Origin of the sequence: Leclercia sp. TB492 (assembly GCF_049974505.2) — a bacterium.
GTDB lineage: Bacteria > Pseudomonadota > Gammaproteobacteria > Enterobacterales > Enterobacteriaceae > Enterobacter > Enterobacter adecarboxylatus_C.
Genome location: NZ_CM127572.1, coordinates 966,516 through 982,039, shown reverse-complemented (window position 1 = coordinate 982,039; position 15,524 = coordinate 966,516). Strand labels below are relative to the sequence as shown.

At 56.6% G+C, this 15,524-nt stretch carries 19 protein-coding genes and 1 pseudogene; 5 read left to right on the top strand and 15 right to left on the bottom strand.

What is annotated here, in order from left to right:
* Positions 1-2 precede the first annotated feature (2 nt).
* A complete protein-coding gene (rdgC, locus tag ACP4QI_RS04540; protein ID WP_156263070.1) occupies positions 3-914 on the top strand; it encodes a recombination-associated protein RdgC in 912 nt (303 codons plus the stop codon).
* Between the two features lie 57 nt (positions 915-971).
* Here rdgC and ppnP read toward each other — a convergent pair whose 3' ends face one another.
* From ppnP to ACP4QI_RS04515, 5 genes are all read right to left on the bottom strand, one after another.
* Complete coding sequence (ppnP, locus tag ACP4QI_RS04535) at positions 972-1,256, bottom strand: pyrimidine/purine nucleoside phosphorylase (protein ID WP_106992107.1); 285 nt, start codon at positions 1,254-1,256, stop codon at positions 972-974.
* Positions 1,257-1,328: 72 nt separating this feature from the next.
* Entirely contained in the window at positions 1,329-2,006 is a 678-nt protein-coding gene (locus ACP4QI_RS04530) for an AroM family protein (RefSeq protein WP_142488399.1), read from the bottom strand.
* A gap of 239 nt (positions 2,007-2,245) precedes the next feature.
* Positions 2,246-2,437, bottom strand: coding sequence for a protein YaiA (yaiA, locus tag ACP4QI_RS04525; RefSeq protein ID WP_142488398.1), 192 nt, complete (start codon positions 2,435-2,437; stop codon positions 2,246-2,248).
* A 45-nt stretch (positions 2,438-2,482) separates the two neighbouring features.
* Entirely contained in the window at positions 2,483-3,007 is a 525-nt protein-coding gene (gene aroL, locus ACP4QI_RS04520) for a shikimate kinase AroL (RefSeq protein ID WP_156263068.1), read from the bottom strand.
* Positions 3,008-3,280: 273 nt separating this feature from the next.
* Complete coding sequence (locus ACP4QI_RS04515) at positions 3,281-3,739, bottom strand: YaiI/YqxD family protein (protein ID WP_156263067.1); 459 nt, start codon at positions 3,737-3,739, stop codon at positions 3,281-3,283.
* An 86-nt stretch (positions 3,740-3,825) separates the two neighbouring features.
* Here ACP4QI_RS04515 and proC point away from each other — a divergent pair, with 86 nt between their 5' ends.
* On the top strand, positions 3,826-4,635 hold the full coding sequence (gene proC, locus ACP4QI_RS04510; protein ID WP_142488395.1) for a pyrroline-5-carboxylate reductase: 810 nt from the start codon (positions 3,826-3,828) through the stop codon (positions 4,633-4,635).
* 14 nt (positions 4,636-4,649) lie between these two features.
* Here proC and adrA read toward each other — a convergent pair whose 3' ends face one another.
* The 6 genes and pseudogenes from adrA to ACP4QI_RS04480 form a co-directional block, all read right to left on the bottom strand.
* Positions 4,650-5,765, bottom strand: a complete 1,116-nt coding sequence (gene adrA, locus ACP4QI_RS04505; RefSeq protein ID WP_426495160.1) for a diguanylate cyclase AdrA — start codon at positions 5,763-5,765, stop codon at positions 4,650-4,652.
* Positions 5,766-5,855: 90 nt separating this feature from the next.
* A complete protein-coding gene (gene psiF, locus ACP4QI_RS04500; protein ID WP_142488393.1) occupies positions 5,856-6,176 on the bottom strand; it encodes a phosphate starvation-inducible protein PsiF in 321 nt (106 codons plus the stop codon).
* An 82-nt stretch (positions 6,177-6,258) separates the two neighbouring features.
* A pseudogene (locus ACP4QI_RS04495) lies at positions 6,259-6,463 on the bottom strand (alkaline phosphatase); the annotation flags it as partial.
* A 99-nt stretch (positions 6,464-6,562) separates the two neighbouring features.
* Positions 6,563-6,823, bottom strand: a complete 261-nt coding sequence (gene iraP, locus ACP4QI_RS04490; protein WP_142488392.1) for an anti-adapter protein IraP — start codon at positions 6,821-6,823, stop codon at positions 6,563-6,565.
* A gap of 238 nt (positions 6,824-7,061) precedes the next feature.
* On the bottom strand, positions 7,062-8,285 hold the full coding sequence (locus ACP4QI_RS04485) for a multidrug efflux MFS transporter (protein WP_142488391.1): 1,224 nt from the start codon (positions 8,283-8,285) through the stop codon (positions 7,062-7,064).
* A 133-nt stretch (positions 8,286-8,418) separates the two neighbouring features.
* Entirely contained in the window at positions 8,419-9,138 is a 720-nt protein-coding gene (locus ACP4QI_RS04480) for an extensin-like domain-containing protein (RefSeq protein WP_156263063.1), read from the bottom strand.
* A gap of 106 nt (positions 9,139-9,244) precedes the next feature.
* Here ACP4QI_RS04480 and ddlA point away from each other — a divergent pair, with 106 nt between their 5' ends.
* Complete coding sequence (gene ddlA / locus ACP4QI_RS04475) at positions 9,245-10,345, top strand: D-alanine--D-alanine ligase (protein WP_285128677.1); 1,101 nt, start codon at positions 9,245-9,247, stop codon at positions 10,343-10,345.
* On the opposite strand, the gene ACP4QI_RS04470 is transcribed toward ddlA, so the two are convergent.
* The gene (locus ACP4QI_RS04470; protein WP_142488388.1) at positions 10,342-10,560 is read right to left on the bottom strand and encodes a DUF2754 domain-containing protein; all 219 of its coding nucleotides are present in this window, start codon (positions 10,558-10,560) and stop codon (positions 10,342-10,344) included. The two genes, ddlA and ACP4QI_RS04470, sit on opposite strands and share 4 nt — an antisense overlap.
* A 247-nt stretch (positions 10,561-10,807) precedes the next feature.
* Here ACP4QI_RS04470 and ACP4QI_RS04465 point away from each other — a divergent pair, with 247 nt between their 5' ends.
* Positions 10,808-11,110, top strand: a complete 303-nt coding sequence (locus ACP4QI_RS04465; RefSeq protein ID WP_285128599.1) for a DUF2755 family protein — start codon at positions 10,808-10,810, stop codon at positions 11,108-11,110.
* Here ACP4QI_RS04465 and ACP4QI_RS04460 read toward each other — a convergent pair.
* Positions 11,107-12,207, bottom strand: a complete 1,101-nt coding sequence (locus tag ACP4QI_RS04460) for a DUF1615 domain-containing protein (protein ID WP_142488387.1) — start codon at positions 12,205-12,207, stop codon at positions 11,107-11,109. The genes ACP4QI_RS04465 and ACP4QI_RS04460 overlap by 4 nt on opposite strands.
* 14 nt (positions 12,208-12,221) lie before the next feature.
* Positions 12,222-13,442, bottom strand: coding sequence for a peptide antibiotic transporter SbmA (sbmA, locus tag ACP4QI_RS04455; protein ID WP_142488386.1), 1,221 nt, complete (start codon positions 13,440-13,442; stop codon positions 12,222-12,224).
* Between the two features lie 286 nt (positions 13,443-13,728).
* Here sbmA and ampH point away from each other — a divergent pair, with 286 nt between their 5' ends.
* Positions 13,729-14,898, top strand: coding sequence for a D-alanyl-D-alanine-carboxypeptidase/endopeptidase AmpH (gene ampH, locus ACP4QI_RS04450; RefSeq protein ID WP_156263059.1), 1,170 nt, complete (start codon positions 13,729-13,731; stop codon positions 14,896-14,898).
* On the opposite strand, the gene ACP4QI_RS04445 is transcribed toward ampH, so the two are convergent.
* The gene (locus tag ACP4QI_RS04445) at positions 14,895-15,521 is read right to left on the bottom strand and encodes a helix-turn-helix domain-containing protein (protein ID WP_142488384.1); all 627 of its coding nucleotides are present in this window, start codon (positions 15,519-15,521) and stop codon (positions 14,895-14,897) included. The genes ampH and ACP4QI_RS04445 overlap by 4 nt on opposite strands.
* Positions 15,522-15,524 lie beyond the last annotated feature (3 nt).

Here is a 15,524-nt window from a genome sequence, read left to right as displayed (position 1 = left end):
TCATGCTGTGGTTCAAAAATTTGATGGTTTACCGTCTCAGCCGCGACATCGAGCTGCGTGCCGACGAGATGGAAAAACAGTTAGACCTTTACGCATTTACCCCGTGTGGTAGCCAGGACATGGCGAAAACCGGATGGGTTCCGCCTATGGGATCACAGAGCGATGCGCTGACCCACACCACCAATGGTCAAATCATTATCTGCGCGCGTAAGGAAGAGAAGATCCTGCCGACGCCGGTAGTGAAACAGGCGCTGGAAGCCAAAATTTTCAAGCTGGAAGCCGAACAGGGCCGTAAGCTGAAAAAAACGGAAAAAGATTCGCTGAAAGATGAAGTTCTGCATTCGTTGCTGCCGCGTGCCTTTAGCCGCTTCAGCCAGACAATGATGTGGATCGACACGGTTAACGGCCTGATTATGGTCGACTGCGCCAGCGCCAAAAAAGCGGAAGATACGCTGGCATTGCTGCGTAAAAGCCTCGGTTCGCTGCCGGTGGTGCCGCTGACGATGGAAAACCCGATCGAGCTGACCCTCACCGAGTGGGTGCGGGCCAACAACGTCCCGCAGGGTTTCCAGCTGCTGGACGAAGCCGAGCTGAAAGCGATCCTTGAAGACGGCGGCGTGATCCGCGCCAAGAAGCAGGAGCTGGTCAGCGACGAGATCGCGGTGCATATCGAAGCCGGCAAGCTGGTGACCAAGCTGGCACTCGACTGGCAGCAGCGTATTCAGTTCATGATGTGTGACGATGGCTCCATCAAGCGCCTGAAGTTCTCCGATGAGCTGCGCGATCAGAACGACGATATCGACCGGGACGACTATGCCCAGCGTTTTGATGCTGATTTCATTCTGATGACGGGTGAACTGGCGGCGTTGATTCAGAGCGTGGTGGAAGGGCTAGGCGGCGAAGCACAGCGTTAATGCTTCATGCCAGGCTTTATGCCAGAAACAGGAGCCGGGTTAACCCGGCTCTTTTTTTTACAGATAACGACACAGATAGGACGCAGGCTCAGCCACCTGCAGATGGAATTCGCTGTGGCCTGGCACGTTGAAAACATCGCCCGGGTTATAGACCTTCCACTCGGTTTCCCCCGGCAATAACACTTTCAGTGAACCGCTGACCACGGTCATCTCTTCAGGCTGCGCGGTACCGAAGGCATACTCCCCTTCCGCCATCACGCCAACACTGGCACGGCCAGTAATGCTGCTGGTAAAACCAATGGACTTCACTTTACCGGAAAAGTATTCATTACTCTGAAGCATGGACGGGTCCTTATTGTCATTGGATGTGAATCCAATATAGGGGTGACGCTCCATGCCTGTCACGCAAAATCATCAGACCAGCAATTCCGAGGCCAGCCGGGCGACCAGCACGTTTGACAGCAGCACCGGCACATCCAGAGTTTTTTGCAGTAAATCGCGGTGACGTTGATGGAAACCGAGGCAATCGAGCATCAGCACGTCCGCGCCGCGCTCAAGCAGATCGCGCCCGGCGGCGATCAGTTTTGTTTCGCTGTCCCAGAATGGATTGGCCACGGCGAGCAGTGGGGTATTCACCAGCCCACGCCACTTATGCGACTGGTTTTCCAGCAGTTCGGGGATCGGCACGATCACCCCCACCTGATGGCTGTCGACAATCGATCCCACCAGCGGCGGGATGATCCGCATCGGCTCAAGCAGGATCGCATTACGGGCAACGAGACCGGTGACAGGCGCCGTGCTCATCAACAGGATCACCTCATAGTCCCGGTTATCGAGGACTTCAATCACGCTCTGCAGGGCGCGTTCGATCTTTGGCAGCGAAACGTTGCCCAGCTCGCCGTCGCTGAGCAGGGTTGGCAGCAGCGCCTCACCCGGTTCAGGGGCGTAGTCTTCCATGACCTCTTCCCTGCTCAGCGTACCGAGCAGACTGTGGTGCGTGATCTGTTGTTCAGAGATATGCTCCGTTAAGAGCGGGAGCACTTCGCTTACCGGGACTACCCCAATGGTGAGGATCGCCAACGTCGCTTTCATCATTCTCGCCTTTCTTTACTACCACCGACCGTGACACAGAGACAGGCTCGCTTCGCTGTACAGTGCGCTGTTCAGGAAAAAGTGCTGAAAAGCGTAGCAGCAGATTAACGTACCGGAATGTAAAGATCCGCGAGCCTGACAGGATGTGTCTGTAAAACCTGTACATTACCCTCCGTTTAAGGCTATCGCTTTTTAAATAGTGTGATTAGCGTTCGGTTTTTTCCGCTTTCAGATTTTGATCAGGCCTTATCCGGGTCTTCGTAACGCACTTTGGCATCCTGCGCTTCGAGCTCCGTTTCGTGCTCGCTGATCAGCGAATCGGGTTTTGGGTGGTCAGCACGCAGCTGATACCAGGTGACAGTCTGGCCCGTCGCACCTTTTTCAACGGCAACGATACGGGCTTCACGCGGATAGGGAGGTCTGGTTGGCATAGTTCATCCTTTTTTTAATGGCTGAACTATCAGTATAGACATCAGTTAGCTGGCGCATGCCAGATGCAGTGCGGTTACGATGTTTTGTACCACCTGGGCCGGTGGCAGCGAAGCATCGACGACGTGGTGAGCGGCTTCGCGATAGAGGGCGTCGCGCTCTGCCAGCACCGCACTCACCTCTTCGCTGATGGGCTTGCCGGTCAGGGTCGGGCGCTGGCCCTCTTCCGGGAAGGCTTCGAGGCGTTCAACCAGCACCGGCACCGGCGCGCTAAGGTAAATCACAGTACCCTTTTCGCGCATAAACTGACGGTTCCATGCCGACAGAATAATGCCGCCGCCGGTAGCAATAATGCCGGAACCCGCCGTCACCGCCTCGAGGGTCGCCGTTTCGCGGGCGCGGAAACTCTCCCACCCTTCCTGCTCAACGATCTCGGCAATGCTTTGACCGGCGTGGGTCTGTAACCAGTGATCGGTGTCGACAAATTCGCTCTGGCACAGACGAGCCAGTTCCAGACCAACGGTTGTTTTTCCACAGCCGCGGGGGCCAATTAAAAAAATAGGCTGGGTCATAACCAGGAGTTCCCTTTGAGGCCGCGCACATGCGGTAGGTAAAGTCGAAAAGCGTGCAATGATACCATTAAACTAGTACATAAGTTAATCGTAAAAATATTATTACACCAGATGTGGTATTAAAATGACATTCCAGTCAACCCCAGATATACAAAGGGGGATTCTGTAAAGAAATAATGGCACTGAATGGTGCGCTCACCTTACCTGAAGCCACCCGCTGTTGACAACCCCGGAACGGGGTAATCCTGGTCAAATCATATGTCATGGTGATGATTAACCCTGGCGGCGCTTCACTTCCAGCAGCCATTTATCGAGTTCGGCGGCAAACAGCTGCCTGTCGCGCGGGGATAAACTGTCCGGCCCGCCGGTCTGCACGCCGCTGGCACGCAGGGTATCCATAAAATCGCGCATCGTCAGCTTTTCGCGAATGGTAGCCGGGGAGTAACGTTCCCCGCGCGGGTTCAGCGCGGCCGCCCCTTTCTCCAGCACTTCTGCCGCCAGCGGGATATCGGCGGTGATCACCAGGTCGTCGGCGCTGCACAGACGCACGATTTCGTTATCGGCCACATCAAAACCGGCCGGTACCCGCAGGGTGCGAATAAAGCGGGACGGCGGTACCCGCAGGTTCTGATTCGCCACCAGCGTCATCGGCATCTGGACGCGCTCGGCGGCACGAAACAGGATCTCTTTAATGACATTCGGACACGCATCGGCATCCACCCAAATCGCCATCTTCTCTCTCCGGCATATAATGCTGCGTAATAAAACCTGATAGGCTAAAGTTCCACAATCATAACAAAGTTTAAGAGGGAGACGTGATGGAGAAGAAAATCGGTTTTATCGGCTGCGGTAATATGGGCAAAGCCATTCTCGGCGGTCTGATTGCCAGCGGTCAGGTCCTGCCGGGCCAGATTTGGGTCTATACCCCCTCGCCGGACAAAGTCGCCGCCCTGCACGACCAGTACGGGATCAACGCCGCGCAAAGCGCTCAGGAAGTGGCGCAGGTAGCCGATATCGTCTTCGGGGCAGTGAAGCCGAACATGATGGTGAAAGTCCTGAGCGATATCACCTCCAGCCTGAATAAAGAGACGCTGGTGGTCTCCATCGCCGCAGGCGTCACCCTCGATCAACTGGCGCGCGCGCTGGGCCATGATCGTAAAATCGTCCGCGCCATGCCTAACACGCCGTCGCTGGTCAATGCGGGCATGACCTCCATCACCCCTAACGCGCTGGTGACCGCCGAAGAGGTGGCCGATGTGATCAACATTTTCCGCTGTTTCGGGGAAGCCGAGGTGATTGCCGAGGCGATGATCCACCCGGTGGTCGGGGTCAGCGGATCGGCGCCCGCCTACGTATTTATGTTTATCGAAGCGATGGCCGATGCGGCCGTTCTCGGCGGGATGCCGCGCGCGCAGGCCTATAAATTTGCCGCGCAGGCGGTGATGGGCTCAGCCAAAATGGTGCTCGAAACCGGTAAACATCCGGGCGAGCTGAAAGATATGGTCTGTTCCCCGGGCGGCACCACTATTGAAGCAGTGCGGGTGCTGGAGGAGCGCGGCTTCCGTGCCGCCGTCATTGAAGCCATGAATAAGTGCATGGAAAAATCAGAGCTGCTGAGTAAGTCCTGACCGACTGCCGGACGTCAGGCCGCCACTTCGGTGCGATTACGTCCGGCATTTTTCGCTTTGTAGAGCGCGATATCCGCCGCTTTAAGCCACTCCTGATAATGCACCATCGACGTCGTGAGCGGCGCTACGCCGACGCTGATGGATATCTTTACCTGGGGCGATCCCGGCAGATGTAAATCTGCCAGCCGTTCGTGTACCCGCGACATTGCCGCAATGGCGCTTTCCGCCTGCGTGCCGCTCATGATCACCGCGAACTCATCCCCGCCAAAGCGGCCAATCATATCGCTGGCGCGTAGCGTGAGCTGTAGCTGCCGGGTGACGGCGACAATCGCCTGATCGCCAATGTCGTGGCCCCAGGTATCGTTAATGCTCTTGAAGTGATCGATATCGATCAGCAGGAGCGTGGCGCTACGGTGATAGCGGCGGCAGTTTTCATATTCCGTGCGCAGCAAAACTTCCCAGTGGCGACGATTAAACACCCCCGTCATGCCATCAAGAGTACTCATCAGCTCAAGCCGGCGCTTATGTTCCACCAGACGACTCGTCGTATGGAAACTCACCCAGGCAAACAGCATCGGGTAAAAGACGATCACCGGCAGCGCGAGCCAGAGTTCCAGCGGCGTGCTGACGTAGTCCGGCGTCACGCGCGTGAGCTGCAGGGAGACCAGCGCCGCCAGTGCGGTCATCATCACCCCGGGGCCGTACAGCCGGATCCCGCCCACGCCAATAAGGTTCATGCTTATCATCATGACCAGCGCCGCACTTGGCATGGCATTAATTCCCATTACCCCAATCCAGACCCCGGCCACAATGGCGTCGACTTTGAGGTTAAACATCTCGCCGTTATAGGGATCGGTAGAACGCGCAGCTAATTGCCAGGCCAGATGGGGCCAGACAAACGCCCAGCCAACCAGCAGCAGCCACCAGACACCGTTGACCGGCTGCGCGACCAGCACGCTGGCAATCGGTAAGAAGAGAATGCCCAGACCCACCGCTCGCGGCCAACGCAGCCGACGAGCCAGTCGGATACCCGCACGGTGATACTCATCCGCTGAATGCGCCTGACTCATTCCTTCCCGGGCATAGACTTTGCTGTAAAAGTTTTCATCATTCATAATTTTTGGGAACACTCAAAAGCATTTTCCCAAATTATAGAAAGGCTTACTCAAGGCTAAGTATGATATTTCGGGTGAGCCACCGGGCTCGCTCACCCGTTTGAACTAGCCGTTTTTCTTCAGACAGGCACTCATAAACTTATTTCGATCGTCGCCTTTAAGGGATTGTTGGGTCGCCTGACTGTTGCATTCGCGCATCCTTTGTTGCTGCGGCGTCAGGCTTTTTTCGCCGGGTTTAGAGGAGGCGTTTTTCAGGCAGTCGCTCATATAGGTCTTACGGGAATCGCCCTTCAGCGCCTGGGCGGTGGCCTGTTGATTGCAAGTGGTCATACGTTGCTGCTGCGGGGTTTGCTGTTTATCCTGGGCCCCCACCGGGGTAAGAGAAAACAGACCAAAGAGCAGCGTAACCAGCAGTGTGATTTTCATAGCACTTTCCTTCTGTGGATGATCACAGTAAGTCTGGTTCGTGCTGCTGAAAAAACCACCCGTTAGGTGTTTTTTCGTGCCGGGCAGTGGAGTCGGTGACGCCATCTGGCTTGCCGGATTTTTTATCAGGCACATAGTGGATATATTGCCCGGTCAGGGGCAGGCTGGGTGATATCACCCTGAGCGGCACGATTATCCAGAACCCTGGTCGATGCCACAGTTTCAGCATAAATTGTGGGGGTAAATAACAGGGACAGTAATGCAATATAAAGTGCGCTCTGTTTCACTTATTTTTTCCATGTAGAAATACATAAAAAAATAAAACAGAGCGACTATAGGCAACCGATGTGACGGTTCTATGACATGAAATTACGTCAGATGACCGTTCAGTTGCGCGGGTGCCGTAACAGCTTTTTTACGTATTGCTGCAGCATTTCGCTGTCCTGCTCAGAGACCTGTGTGTCTGGTCGGGCCTCATCCAGCGCGCCTTCCACGCTATCAATCAGCGCCTGCTGCTCACTTTGCGCCATCTGTCGTAACAGCGCGGTTACCACAATTTCTAACGCTTCGACCTGGGCCACCAGCTCTTTTGACTCTTCTTCCTTTTGTGCAAGCTTCAGCAACAACTCAGCAATGAGATTTTTCACAGCGCTATTTCCTTATGAGATTTTTTCCGACGTTATCATTATGCCTGAGGCTTGCAAAGTAGTTAAAAGTACTATTTTTAGCCGGACAACACACTCCTGATAAATTAATCTGCCGGGCAACCGGGAAAGAGGCACTTTAAATTAAATTAAAGCGTCGAGGCAGTGCAAAATAAAAGCAGAACCGCCATTTCAAATAAAAGATAATGACAGCCCTGCTTAAATATATTATACAGCAAGGCTACAACCGCTTATTCCCCCGAATGCTGGCTTCCTGCTGGCGTCGCCGCCGCATGGCCCATGCCAGCTGGATTATATTCAGTAAGACCACCACCGCGGTGGCGGCAAAAACCCAGCGGAATCCGGCCATCGCCGAGACTGCCGCCCCCATCAGCGGACCGGCGACGTTCCCCAGATACATAAACGACTGGTTATAACCGAAGATCCGCCCGGTTACCCGATCGCTGGAGTATTTAATCAGCAGCGTCTGTACGGCAGGCAGCATGGCTCCATCGGCAAAGCCCAGCAGGAAGCGCAGCACCCCAAGCTGGAAGGGGGTGGTAACAAAGGACATGGCAAAAAAGAGCACCACCGCCACGATAAGCGTCGCCATTAGAATGCGACCGGTGCCGATGCGATCCCCCAGCTTGCCCAGACGCGGGGCAGACATCAGCGCGGAGATGCCCGGCACGGCGGCAATCATCCCGCTGAGGAAGGCGATATTATTGCTGTCGGGCGCCATCGACTGAATAAACAGTGCGAGGATCGGCCCCACCGAACCGTTACAGAGCTGGATCACCATAGTGGTGATAAACAGGCTGATCATCAGCCATGGGTAGGGTAGCGAGGCAAACACCGCCTTACCGCTCAGCCGCTCCGCCTTGCTCGTCGTCGGGCGAGCCCCCTCTTTAATCAGAAACAACGTCACCAGAAAGCTGATCACCAGCAGGACGGCGGTGATGAGGAATACCGCGCGCAGGCCCACGTGGTCAGCCAGAAAGCCCCCCATCAGCGGGCCGCCGATCACGCCGCTGATCTGCGCCGTCGACAGGGTACTGATGGCCCAGCCGCTGCGCTCCCGCGGCACCTGTGAGGCCACCAGCGCCATGGCATTCGGGATATAGCCGGAGGTCAGCCCCATCAGCGCACGCAGCAGGAACAGCTGCCAGACGTTAGTGGCAAAAGCCTGGAGCAGGATCGCAATCGCCATTCCCAGCGAGGCGCGCAGCAGCATCAGCTTGCGCCCTTTGCGGTCGGCCAGGCTGCCCCACATTGGCGAGACAATGGCCGAGACCAGAAACGTGACGCTGAAAGTCAGGCCTGACCACATCGACAGCGCCTCGTGGGACGAGACGCCAAGCTGGGACACGTACAGCGGCAAAAAAGGTAAAATCTGGCTGATGGCAAGACCGGTGAAAAAACAACCGAACCAGACCGAAATGAGGTTAACTTTCCACGATTCCATAGGCGGATACTGTCTTCGTTTTGCATGAATTCGCTATCAGATTACCAACTCAGGCTGCGCCGAAAGTTATCAGAGATGCGCCTGCCGCGACTTCGGTGTTTTATCTTCCCAGTCATCATATCTGTGAAACATGTCACATATTTTTGCCTTTTGTCTGGTGGTTTATACTTTGCGGGCAGTAGCCAAAACCGCGCATGCCCAGATGAAAATGGTTGGCGTGGGCGGCATTGTAATCCGGGCCGAGGGCATTGCCGAAGTAGCCGCAGCTGGCCCCCAGCAGCGCCCGCAGCCATGGCTGGGTGGTGGCGTTTTGCCAGCCGCGCAGGACCGAGATCCGCTGCCCGTTCTCCAGCGTAAAGCCGCTGATATCCAGCGCCTCGGCGCTGGCATGCTCGCTGCGCCGGGCATTCGGACGATGATAGATGTTCCGACAGGCAAAGCTGCCAAGATGGTCAATGCGCGACAGGCTGCTGCCCATCATGGTTTGGGTAAGGGGCCGGGCCTGCTGGTTGACGAACAGCGCCGAGCTGAGCGCCAGCGGGCAGCTGGCGAGAAAGCTGCTGCTGAGGCTGACGCTGCCAAAGCTACGCACGCGCACCACGTCGCTCAGCGGACACTCTCCCGTGCTGTCGGCCACCGTCTGGGTGCGGATCAGCTGGCGCGCATTGGCCTGCGCCAGCAGTATTTCACAATGCTCAGGGGACAGGCGCCTGAGCTTAAACTGGGTCAGGGTCCCGGGAGGATCGTCGAGAGATAGCGGGGCAAAGGGGTTGTAATACGACGGCAGCCAGCGGTAGCTTGCGATGGCCGCAGCAATGACAGCAAGACAGATAATCAGGCTTTTCCCTTTCACTCACCCTCCTGAAACAATGTGCCAAAACATTATGGCAGAAGGCGGCGAATTCCGCCGGGCATCGTGATAGGGTAAGCGTTTTGAGTCAGAGTGGATGAGCGAAGTGATGGCGAAGTTGCGGGTAGGTATTGTCTTTGGGGGAAAATCAGCCGAGCACGAAGTGTCGCTGCAATCGGCCAAAAATATCGTTAACGCGATTGATAAGAGCCGCTTTGAGGTCGTGCTGTTAGGCATTGATAAACAGGGTCAATGGCACATTAACGACGAGCAGAGCTATCTGCTCAACGCTGACGATCCGGCGCACATCGCGCTGAACCCGTCTGAGATTAGCGTTGCCACTGTGCCAGGCGTGATGCAGGGCCAGCTGATCAATGCCAGTACCGGGCAGACACTGTCGCAGATCGACGTCATTTTCCCGATTGTCCACGGCACGCTGGGCGAAGACGGCTCCCTGCAGGGGATGCTGCGGATGGCTAACCTGCCGTTCGTCGGCTCCGACGTGCTCGGTTCCGCCGCCTGCATGGATAAGGACGTCACCAAGCGCCTGCTGCGCGATGCCGGGCTGAACGTGGCCCCCTTTGTCACCCTGACCCGCGCCAACCGCGACCAGCATACCTTTGCCGATCTCAGCGCCCGCTTTGGCCTGCCGCTGTTCGTCAAACCGGCGAACCAGGGCTCCTCCGTCGGCGTCAGCAAAGTGAACAGCGAAGCGCAGTTCAGCGACGCGGTGCGTCTGGCCTTTACCTTCGATCACAAAGTGGTGGTGGAACAGGGAATCAAAGGCCGTGAGATTGAGTGCGCGGTGCTGGGGAATGATTTCCCGCAGGCCAGCACCTGTGGTGAAGTGGTGCTGAACAGCGAGTTCTACTCTTACGACACCAAATACATCGACGACCAGGGCGCGCAGGTGGTGGTGCCCGCCGCGCTGGATCCAGAGGTGAACGACACGATCCGCGCCATTGCCATTGAGGCGTATCAGGCGCTGGGCTGTCGCGGCATGGCGCGTGTCGATGTCTTCTTAACATCGGATAATCGCGTCGTGATCAATGAAATCAACACGCTGCCAGGCTTCACCAACATCAGCATGTACCCGAAACTGTGGCAAGCCAGCGGCCTCAGCTACCCGGATCTGATTACCCGCCTGATTGAACTGGCGCTGGAGCGACATGCCGCTGACAGCGCGCTACAGATTTCCGTTAACGGTTAATCCGCGTCGTTCGCCGTCGTCTCTTCCGGGCGACGGCGAATGATAAACCCTGCCAGCCAGAAACTGATAACCCAGGTCACCAGCCCTACCGCATAGGTTTGCCAGCCCTTCGCTTCGAAGCCCAGCAGCCCCACCACCCCGTTCAGAATAAAAATCAGCCCAATAGCAAAGGCATAGAAGTGCCAGTCACGGCGGATTTTGGCAGGCAGTTTCATGGTCGCTCCAGAAGAAAAAATCTATCCTCGCACAGTTTTGTCGTCAGGTCTGCGGCGTATGCGGAAAATCTGAAATGAGAGTGAATTTCACTTAAGTAAAAAATCTGTGATGCGCGGCAAAAATCGCACATCCAGGAGAATTCTCCAGGCCAAATTACCATCATTCCGATATTGACATCCGCCATGAGCTGTCAAACTCAGCGTGTACAACAGGCATATAGCCAGGCAGAACATTCCGGAGGTAGTTATGGCAGACTTTACTATGTCGAAGCCGATTTTCAGCACCAGACAACCTAAGACCTCCACGGCAGGAAATATCGCATACGCTCTGTTTGTGCTGTTCTGCTTCTGGGCAGGCTCACAGCTGCTGAATATCCTTGTGCATGCTCCCGGCGTGTATGAGCACCTGATGCAGGTCGAAGACTCCGGTCGCCCGCGCGTGGAGATTGGGCTGGGCGTCGGGACCGTATTCGGGCTGATCCCGTTCCTTGTGGGGCTGGTGGTGTTGGGCGCCGTTGCCCTGGTCGGGCGCTGGCGCCGCTACCGCTAATTTAGCGCCATACACTTCGCCCGGCGATCATCAACGCGCTGGGCAAACCAGGCGGTAGTCAGATTGCGGGTGATTTTCGGGCTCTCAAGCTGGATGCCCGGTAATATCGCTTTCGGGAGTTTCTTTCCGCTCTTCTGCTCCGCCAGCTTGTACACCTGCTGATAAAGTTCGGTTTTCTCAAATGCCAGGCTGTCGCCTTTCGCCAGCTGCTGGCGAATCTCACTGTCGCTCATATCCAGCTTGCTTTTAAGCTTACGCACCGCCAGTTCCGTCTTCCCTGCCTCGCTGCTGCCATAGACGATCAGATCTCCGTCCAGCGCCAGCTTCACCCCGCTGGCGCGGCTGACTGCACTCTGGAATGCCGCATTGCGGCTGGCGTACCAGCCGGCGTTGAAGTCAGCAAAGCGGTAGAGCGGCACATCGTAGCTGGCGGGATAGTTCAGCAGATGGTAGGTGCCAAACCACAGGCCGCCGCGCAGGGAAAAGACCTCCTGACGCACCGTATTCTCGATTTTCCACGGATAGCCGTCGGTATGCTTTTCCGCGAAGGCGATACTGACCTGCATTGGCCCACCGGTATGCACCGGGTTCAGGGAGCCAAACAGGGTCTGCCCCATCGGCACCGTACCGATCATATCGTCGAAGATGGCGCTCAGCTGTTTCTCGGTTTTCACCGTATCCAGCCGCTCGCTGTAGCTTTTCCCGTTCGGCGAGGTGATTTTCAGCGCCGTATGGACCAGGAACGCCGGGATGTGCAGCTTTTCTGCCCGGCGATCGATCTCTTTCCAGGCGATTTTGTTCAGCCCCGGCACCGCCGGATCGGACTGATACAGCGACTCCTGCTGCGCCACCGCCAACACCGAGCAGATATTCTCCTCGGTGGGGGCAATCTTCTGGCTCTCAAAGGTTTTTGCCAGCGCCGAGGCCCACTGGTCCCGGTCTTTCACCGTGGCGGGCATTTTTTGCCGCACGACGCTGGCCACATCGACGGGCTTTTCGCCCTTTTTCAGTGGCGCAGCTTCCCTCTCAGCACACCCGGCTAACACCAGGGCGGCAAGCAGCGAAAAGGGTAACGCACGCGGTACGATAAAAGACATAACGACTCCCTGTATTAGCTCAACGTATGGGTCACTTCCTGTAGATCCTGACCATCCAGCTCACGTTCAAAACTGCGTAAACGTTTATAGATGGACATCAGCTCCACCAGCGTGGTCCATGAGCTGATCAGATACTGGAACGAACCTCGTACCTGACCAAACACATTGGTGATTTGCGTCATCAGACCCAGGGTGATAGTACCGGCCACAATCGACGGGAACAGCAGGAACAAGCCGAAAACGTTATCCACCTGCAGATAAAGGATGCGGGCGATGTTGAAGTACATGTAGTGGAAATAGAGGCGGAAATAGTTGCGACGCACCGCGCCGAACAGCTCGCGCACCGTCGGCGGCGAGGCGCGGCTGGCGTCGTCTTCGCCATAGACCAGCTCTTTACGGTAGGCCGCTTCGACGCGCTGGTTTTTAAACTCCAGCCCCGGCAGTTTGATCCCCACCGCCGCCAGCAGACCCGTACCCATCAGCGACCAGACAATCGCGGCGATCACCAGGCCGTACGGCAGATGGCCGACAATTGGCAGCTCCGGCACGTGGGCAGACAGCGTAACCAGCACCGGCAGGAAGGCGATCAGGGTCATGATGGCGTTGATAAAGCTGACCCCCATATCTTCAAGGGTGGATGCGAAGCGCATGGTATCTTCCTGCACACGCTGGGCGGCACCTTCGATATGGCGCAGCTGCTGCCAGTGGGCCATATAGTATTCGTTCATCGCGGTGCGCCAGCGGAACACGTAGTGGCTGACAAAGAAATTATTCATCACGCCAATAACAACGGCGATCAGCGCGATCCCGAGGAACACGCCGACTTCATGATAAAACTGGTTAATAGTGACTTTGTGCGGCGCGCTGAGCGCGGTCTGGATCAGATCGTAGAACGGCGCATACCAGGCGTTGACCGCCACCCCGACCTCCACCAGAAACCAGGTGACAAAGATAATCAGCGAGGTACCGAGAATCGACCAGTACTGCCAGCGGTGCGGCGAGTAGATAAACCAGAACAGGGCAAACGCCCCGATGCAAAAGGCGTAATAAGCGTAAAAGAGCAGATAGCCCGGCGACCAGAAACGCGCCGCGCTGATTGGCACATCGCCTGTGGCACCGACCAGACGCGCAAAACCGTCAGCGCCACCGGCCTGCCAGAAAATGACAGCGATCAGGGCCCAAATAAAGGCCGAAAGGAAAAAGGGCCCCGGTTTGGGGAAAAACGACTTAAACATAACGCTTCCTTCTTGTAGTTATCGCTACTGCTGTGGACGACGGATTATCAGACCTGCCGGCCTGGTTTTAGTTCGCCGTCAACCGCCACCTGCACGGAAAAGTAAATGAGCTGACAGGTATCATAAGCGCAATGTCACAAAACATGAGATCGGTAATAACGAAATTGTTTGTATTTACCCATGGTTACGTTTTTCACGCTATCGTTATGCTGTTCAGGCCTTTGCAATACGCCGTTTAGTAGTATAAATACGCATACTTTTCTCATTCACTTCATGGATGCTTTCGTTGAAACGTAGTCTGTTACTCTCCGCCGCGCTGTATGCGGCCAGCCTCACCTGCGTGCAGGCTGCCCCTGCCCAGCCGATTGCCGATCCGGCCTTCGCCTCCGATGTGGTCGATCGCTATGCGAATCTTATTTTTTACGGCAGCGGCGCAACGGGGATGGCCCTGGTGGCGATTGACGGTAACCAGCGCGTATTCCGCAGCTTTGGCGAAACACGTCCGGGTAATAATGTTCACCCGCAGCTGGATTCGGTGGTACGCATTGCCTCCCTGACCAAACTGATGACCAGTGAGATGCTGGTGAAGCTGCTCGATCAGGGCGTGGTGAAGCTAAACGATCCGTTAAGCAAATACGCCCCGCCGGGGGCCCGGGTGCCGACATATCAGGGCGCGCCCATTACGCTCGTCAACCTTGCCACCCACACCAGCGCCCTGCCGCGCGAACAGCCCGGCGGTGCCGCCCATCGTCCGGTATTTGTCTGGCCGACCCGGGATCAACGCTGGAACTGGTTATCGACGGCGACCCTGAAATCATCACCGGGTTCGCAGGCCGCCTACTCAAACCTGGCCTTTGATCTGCTGGCCGATGCGCTGGGCAACGCGGCGGGCAAACCCTACGCTCAGCTGTTCGACGAGCAAATCGCCCGTCCGCTGGGAATGAAAGACACCACCTTTACCCCCTCCCCCGATCAGTGCAAGCGCCTGATGGTGGCGGAAAAAGGGGCCAGCCCGTGTAACAACACTCTGGCGGCAGTGGGCAGCGGCGGGGTTTACTCCACCCCGGGCGACATGATGCGCTGGATGCAGCAGTTCCTCTCCTCTGATTTCTACGCGCGCAGCAATCAGGCCGACAGAATGCAGACGCTGATCTATCAGCGCAGCCAGTTAACGCGAGTGATTGGCATGGATGTGCCAGGCCGCGCGGACGCGCTGGGCCTCGGCTGGGTCTATCTGGCGCCGAAAAACGGTCGTCCGGGCATTATCCAGAAAACCGGCGGCGGCGGCGGATTCATCACCTATATGGCGATGATCCCGCAGTCTAACGTTGGGGTATTTGTGGTGGTGACGCGCTCGCCGCTTACGCGTTTCGTCAATATGAGCGACGGCGTCAACCAGCTGGTGGTGGAGCTGAGCGAGAACAAGCCGCAGGCGATCACCGCTTCCCTGGACTAATATTCAGCGGGCAAACGGTTGACGCTAACCAGTTTGCCCCGCTCCATCGTGATGTAGTTCCCCTGCCGTAACGCCGCCAGCACCTCTGCCACCACCGAACGCGAAATACGCGTGCGGCGCTGAATGTAGCTCATCACCCCCACCCGCATACGTAACGCTTCATCCCACTGGGCCATATCCAGCAGCGTGGCGCGGATCTGGCTGTACGAGTTATTGCCCACCAGCTGCTTATCGCGGATCTCCATCACCCGGTGGTGCCAGGAGAGCCAGCAGAACGCATCAGACCATAAACCGGCCTGCTGGATCAGATGGCGGGCGCTGGCGGCGGGGAGATAGAACCCGGAACAGGGCGATTGTGATATCAGCAGGTACTCTGTGCTACAGCCCATCATGCCGGCGTTAATCCCGAAGATGTAGGGCGCGGCGACAATCTCGACCAGTAAATCATCCTGCTGGCGGTGAATGCTGAGCGATCCAGACTGCAGCACCACCGCGCAGTGATTTTCTTCGTTGCGCTCGCCAAACACCGGAAGCTGGGCAGACAGTTTGAACGGCGTGCTGTGCGCAGAGAGGCACTTTTCGAGCCGGGAGAATTCAGAAAGGGGTTTTGCATACCGGTTCATGCA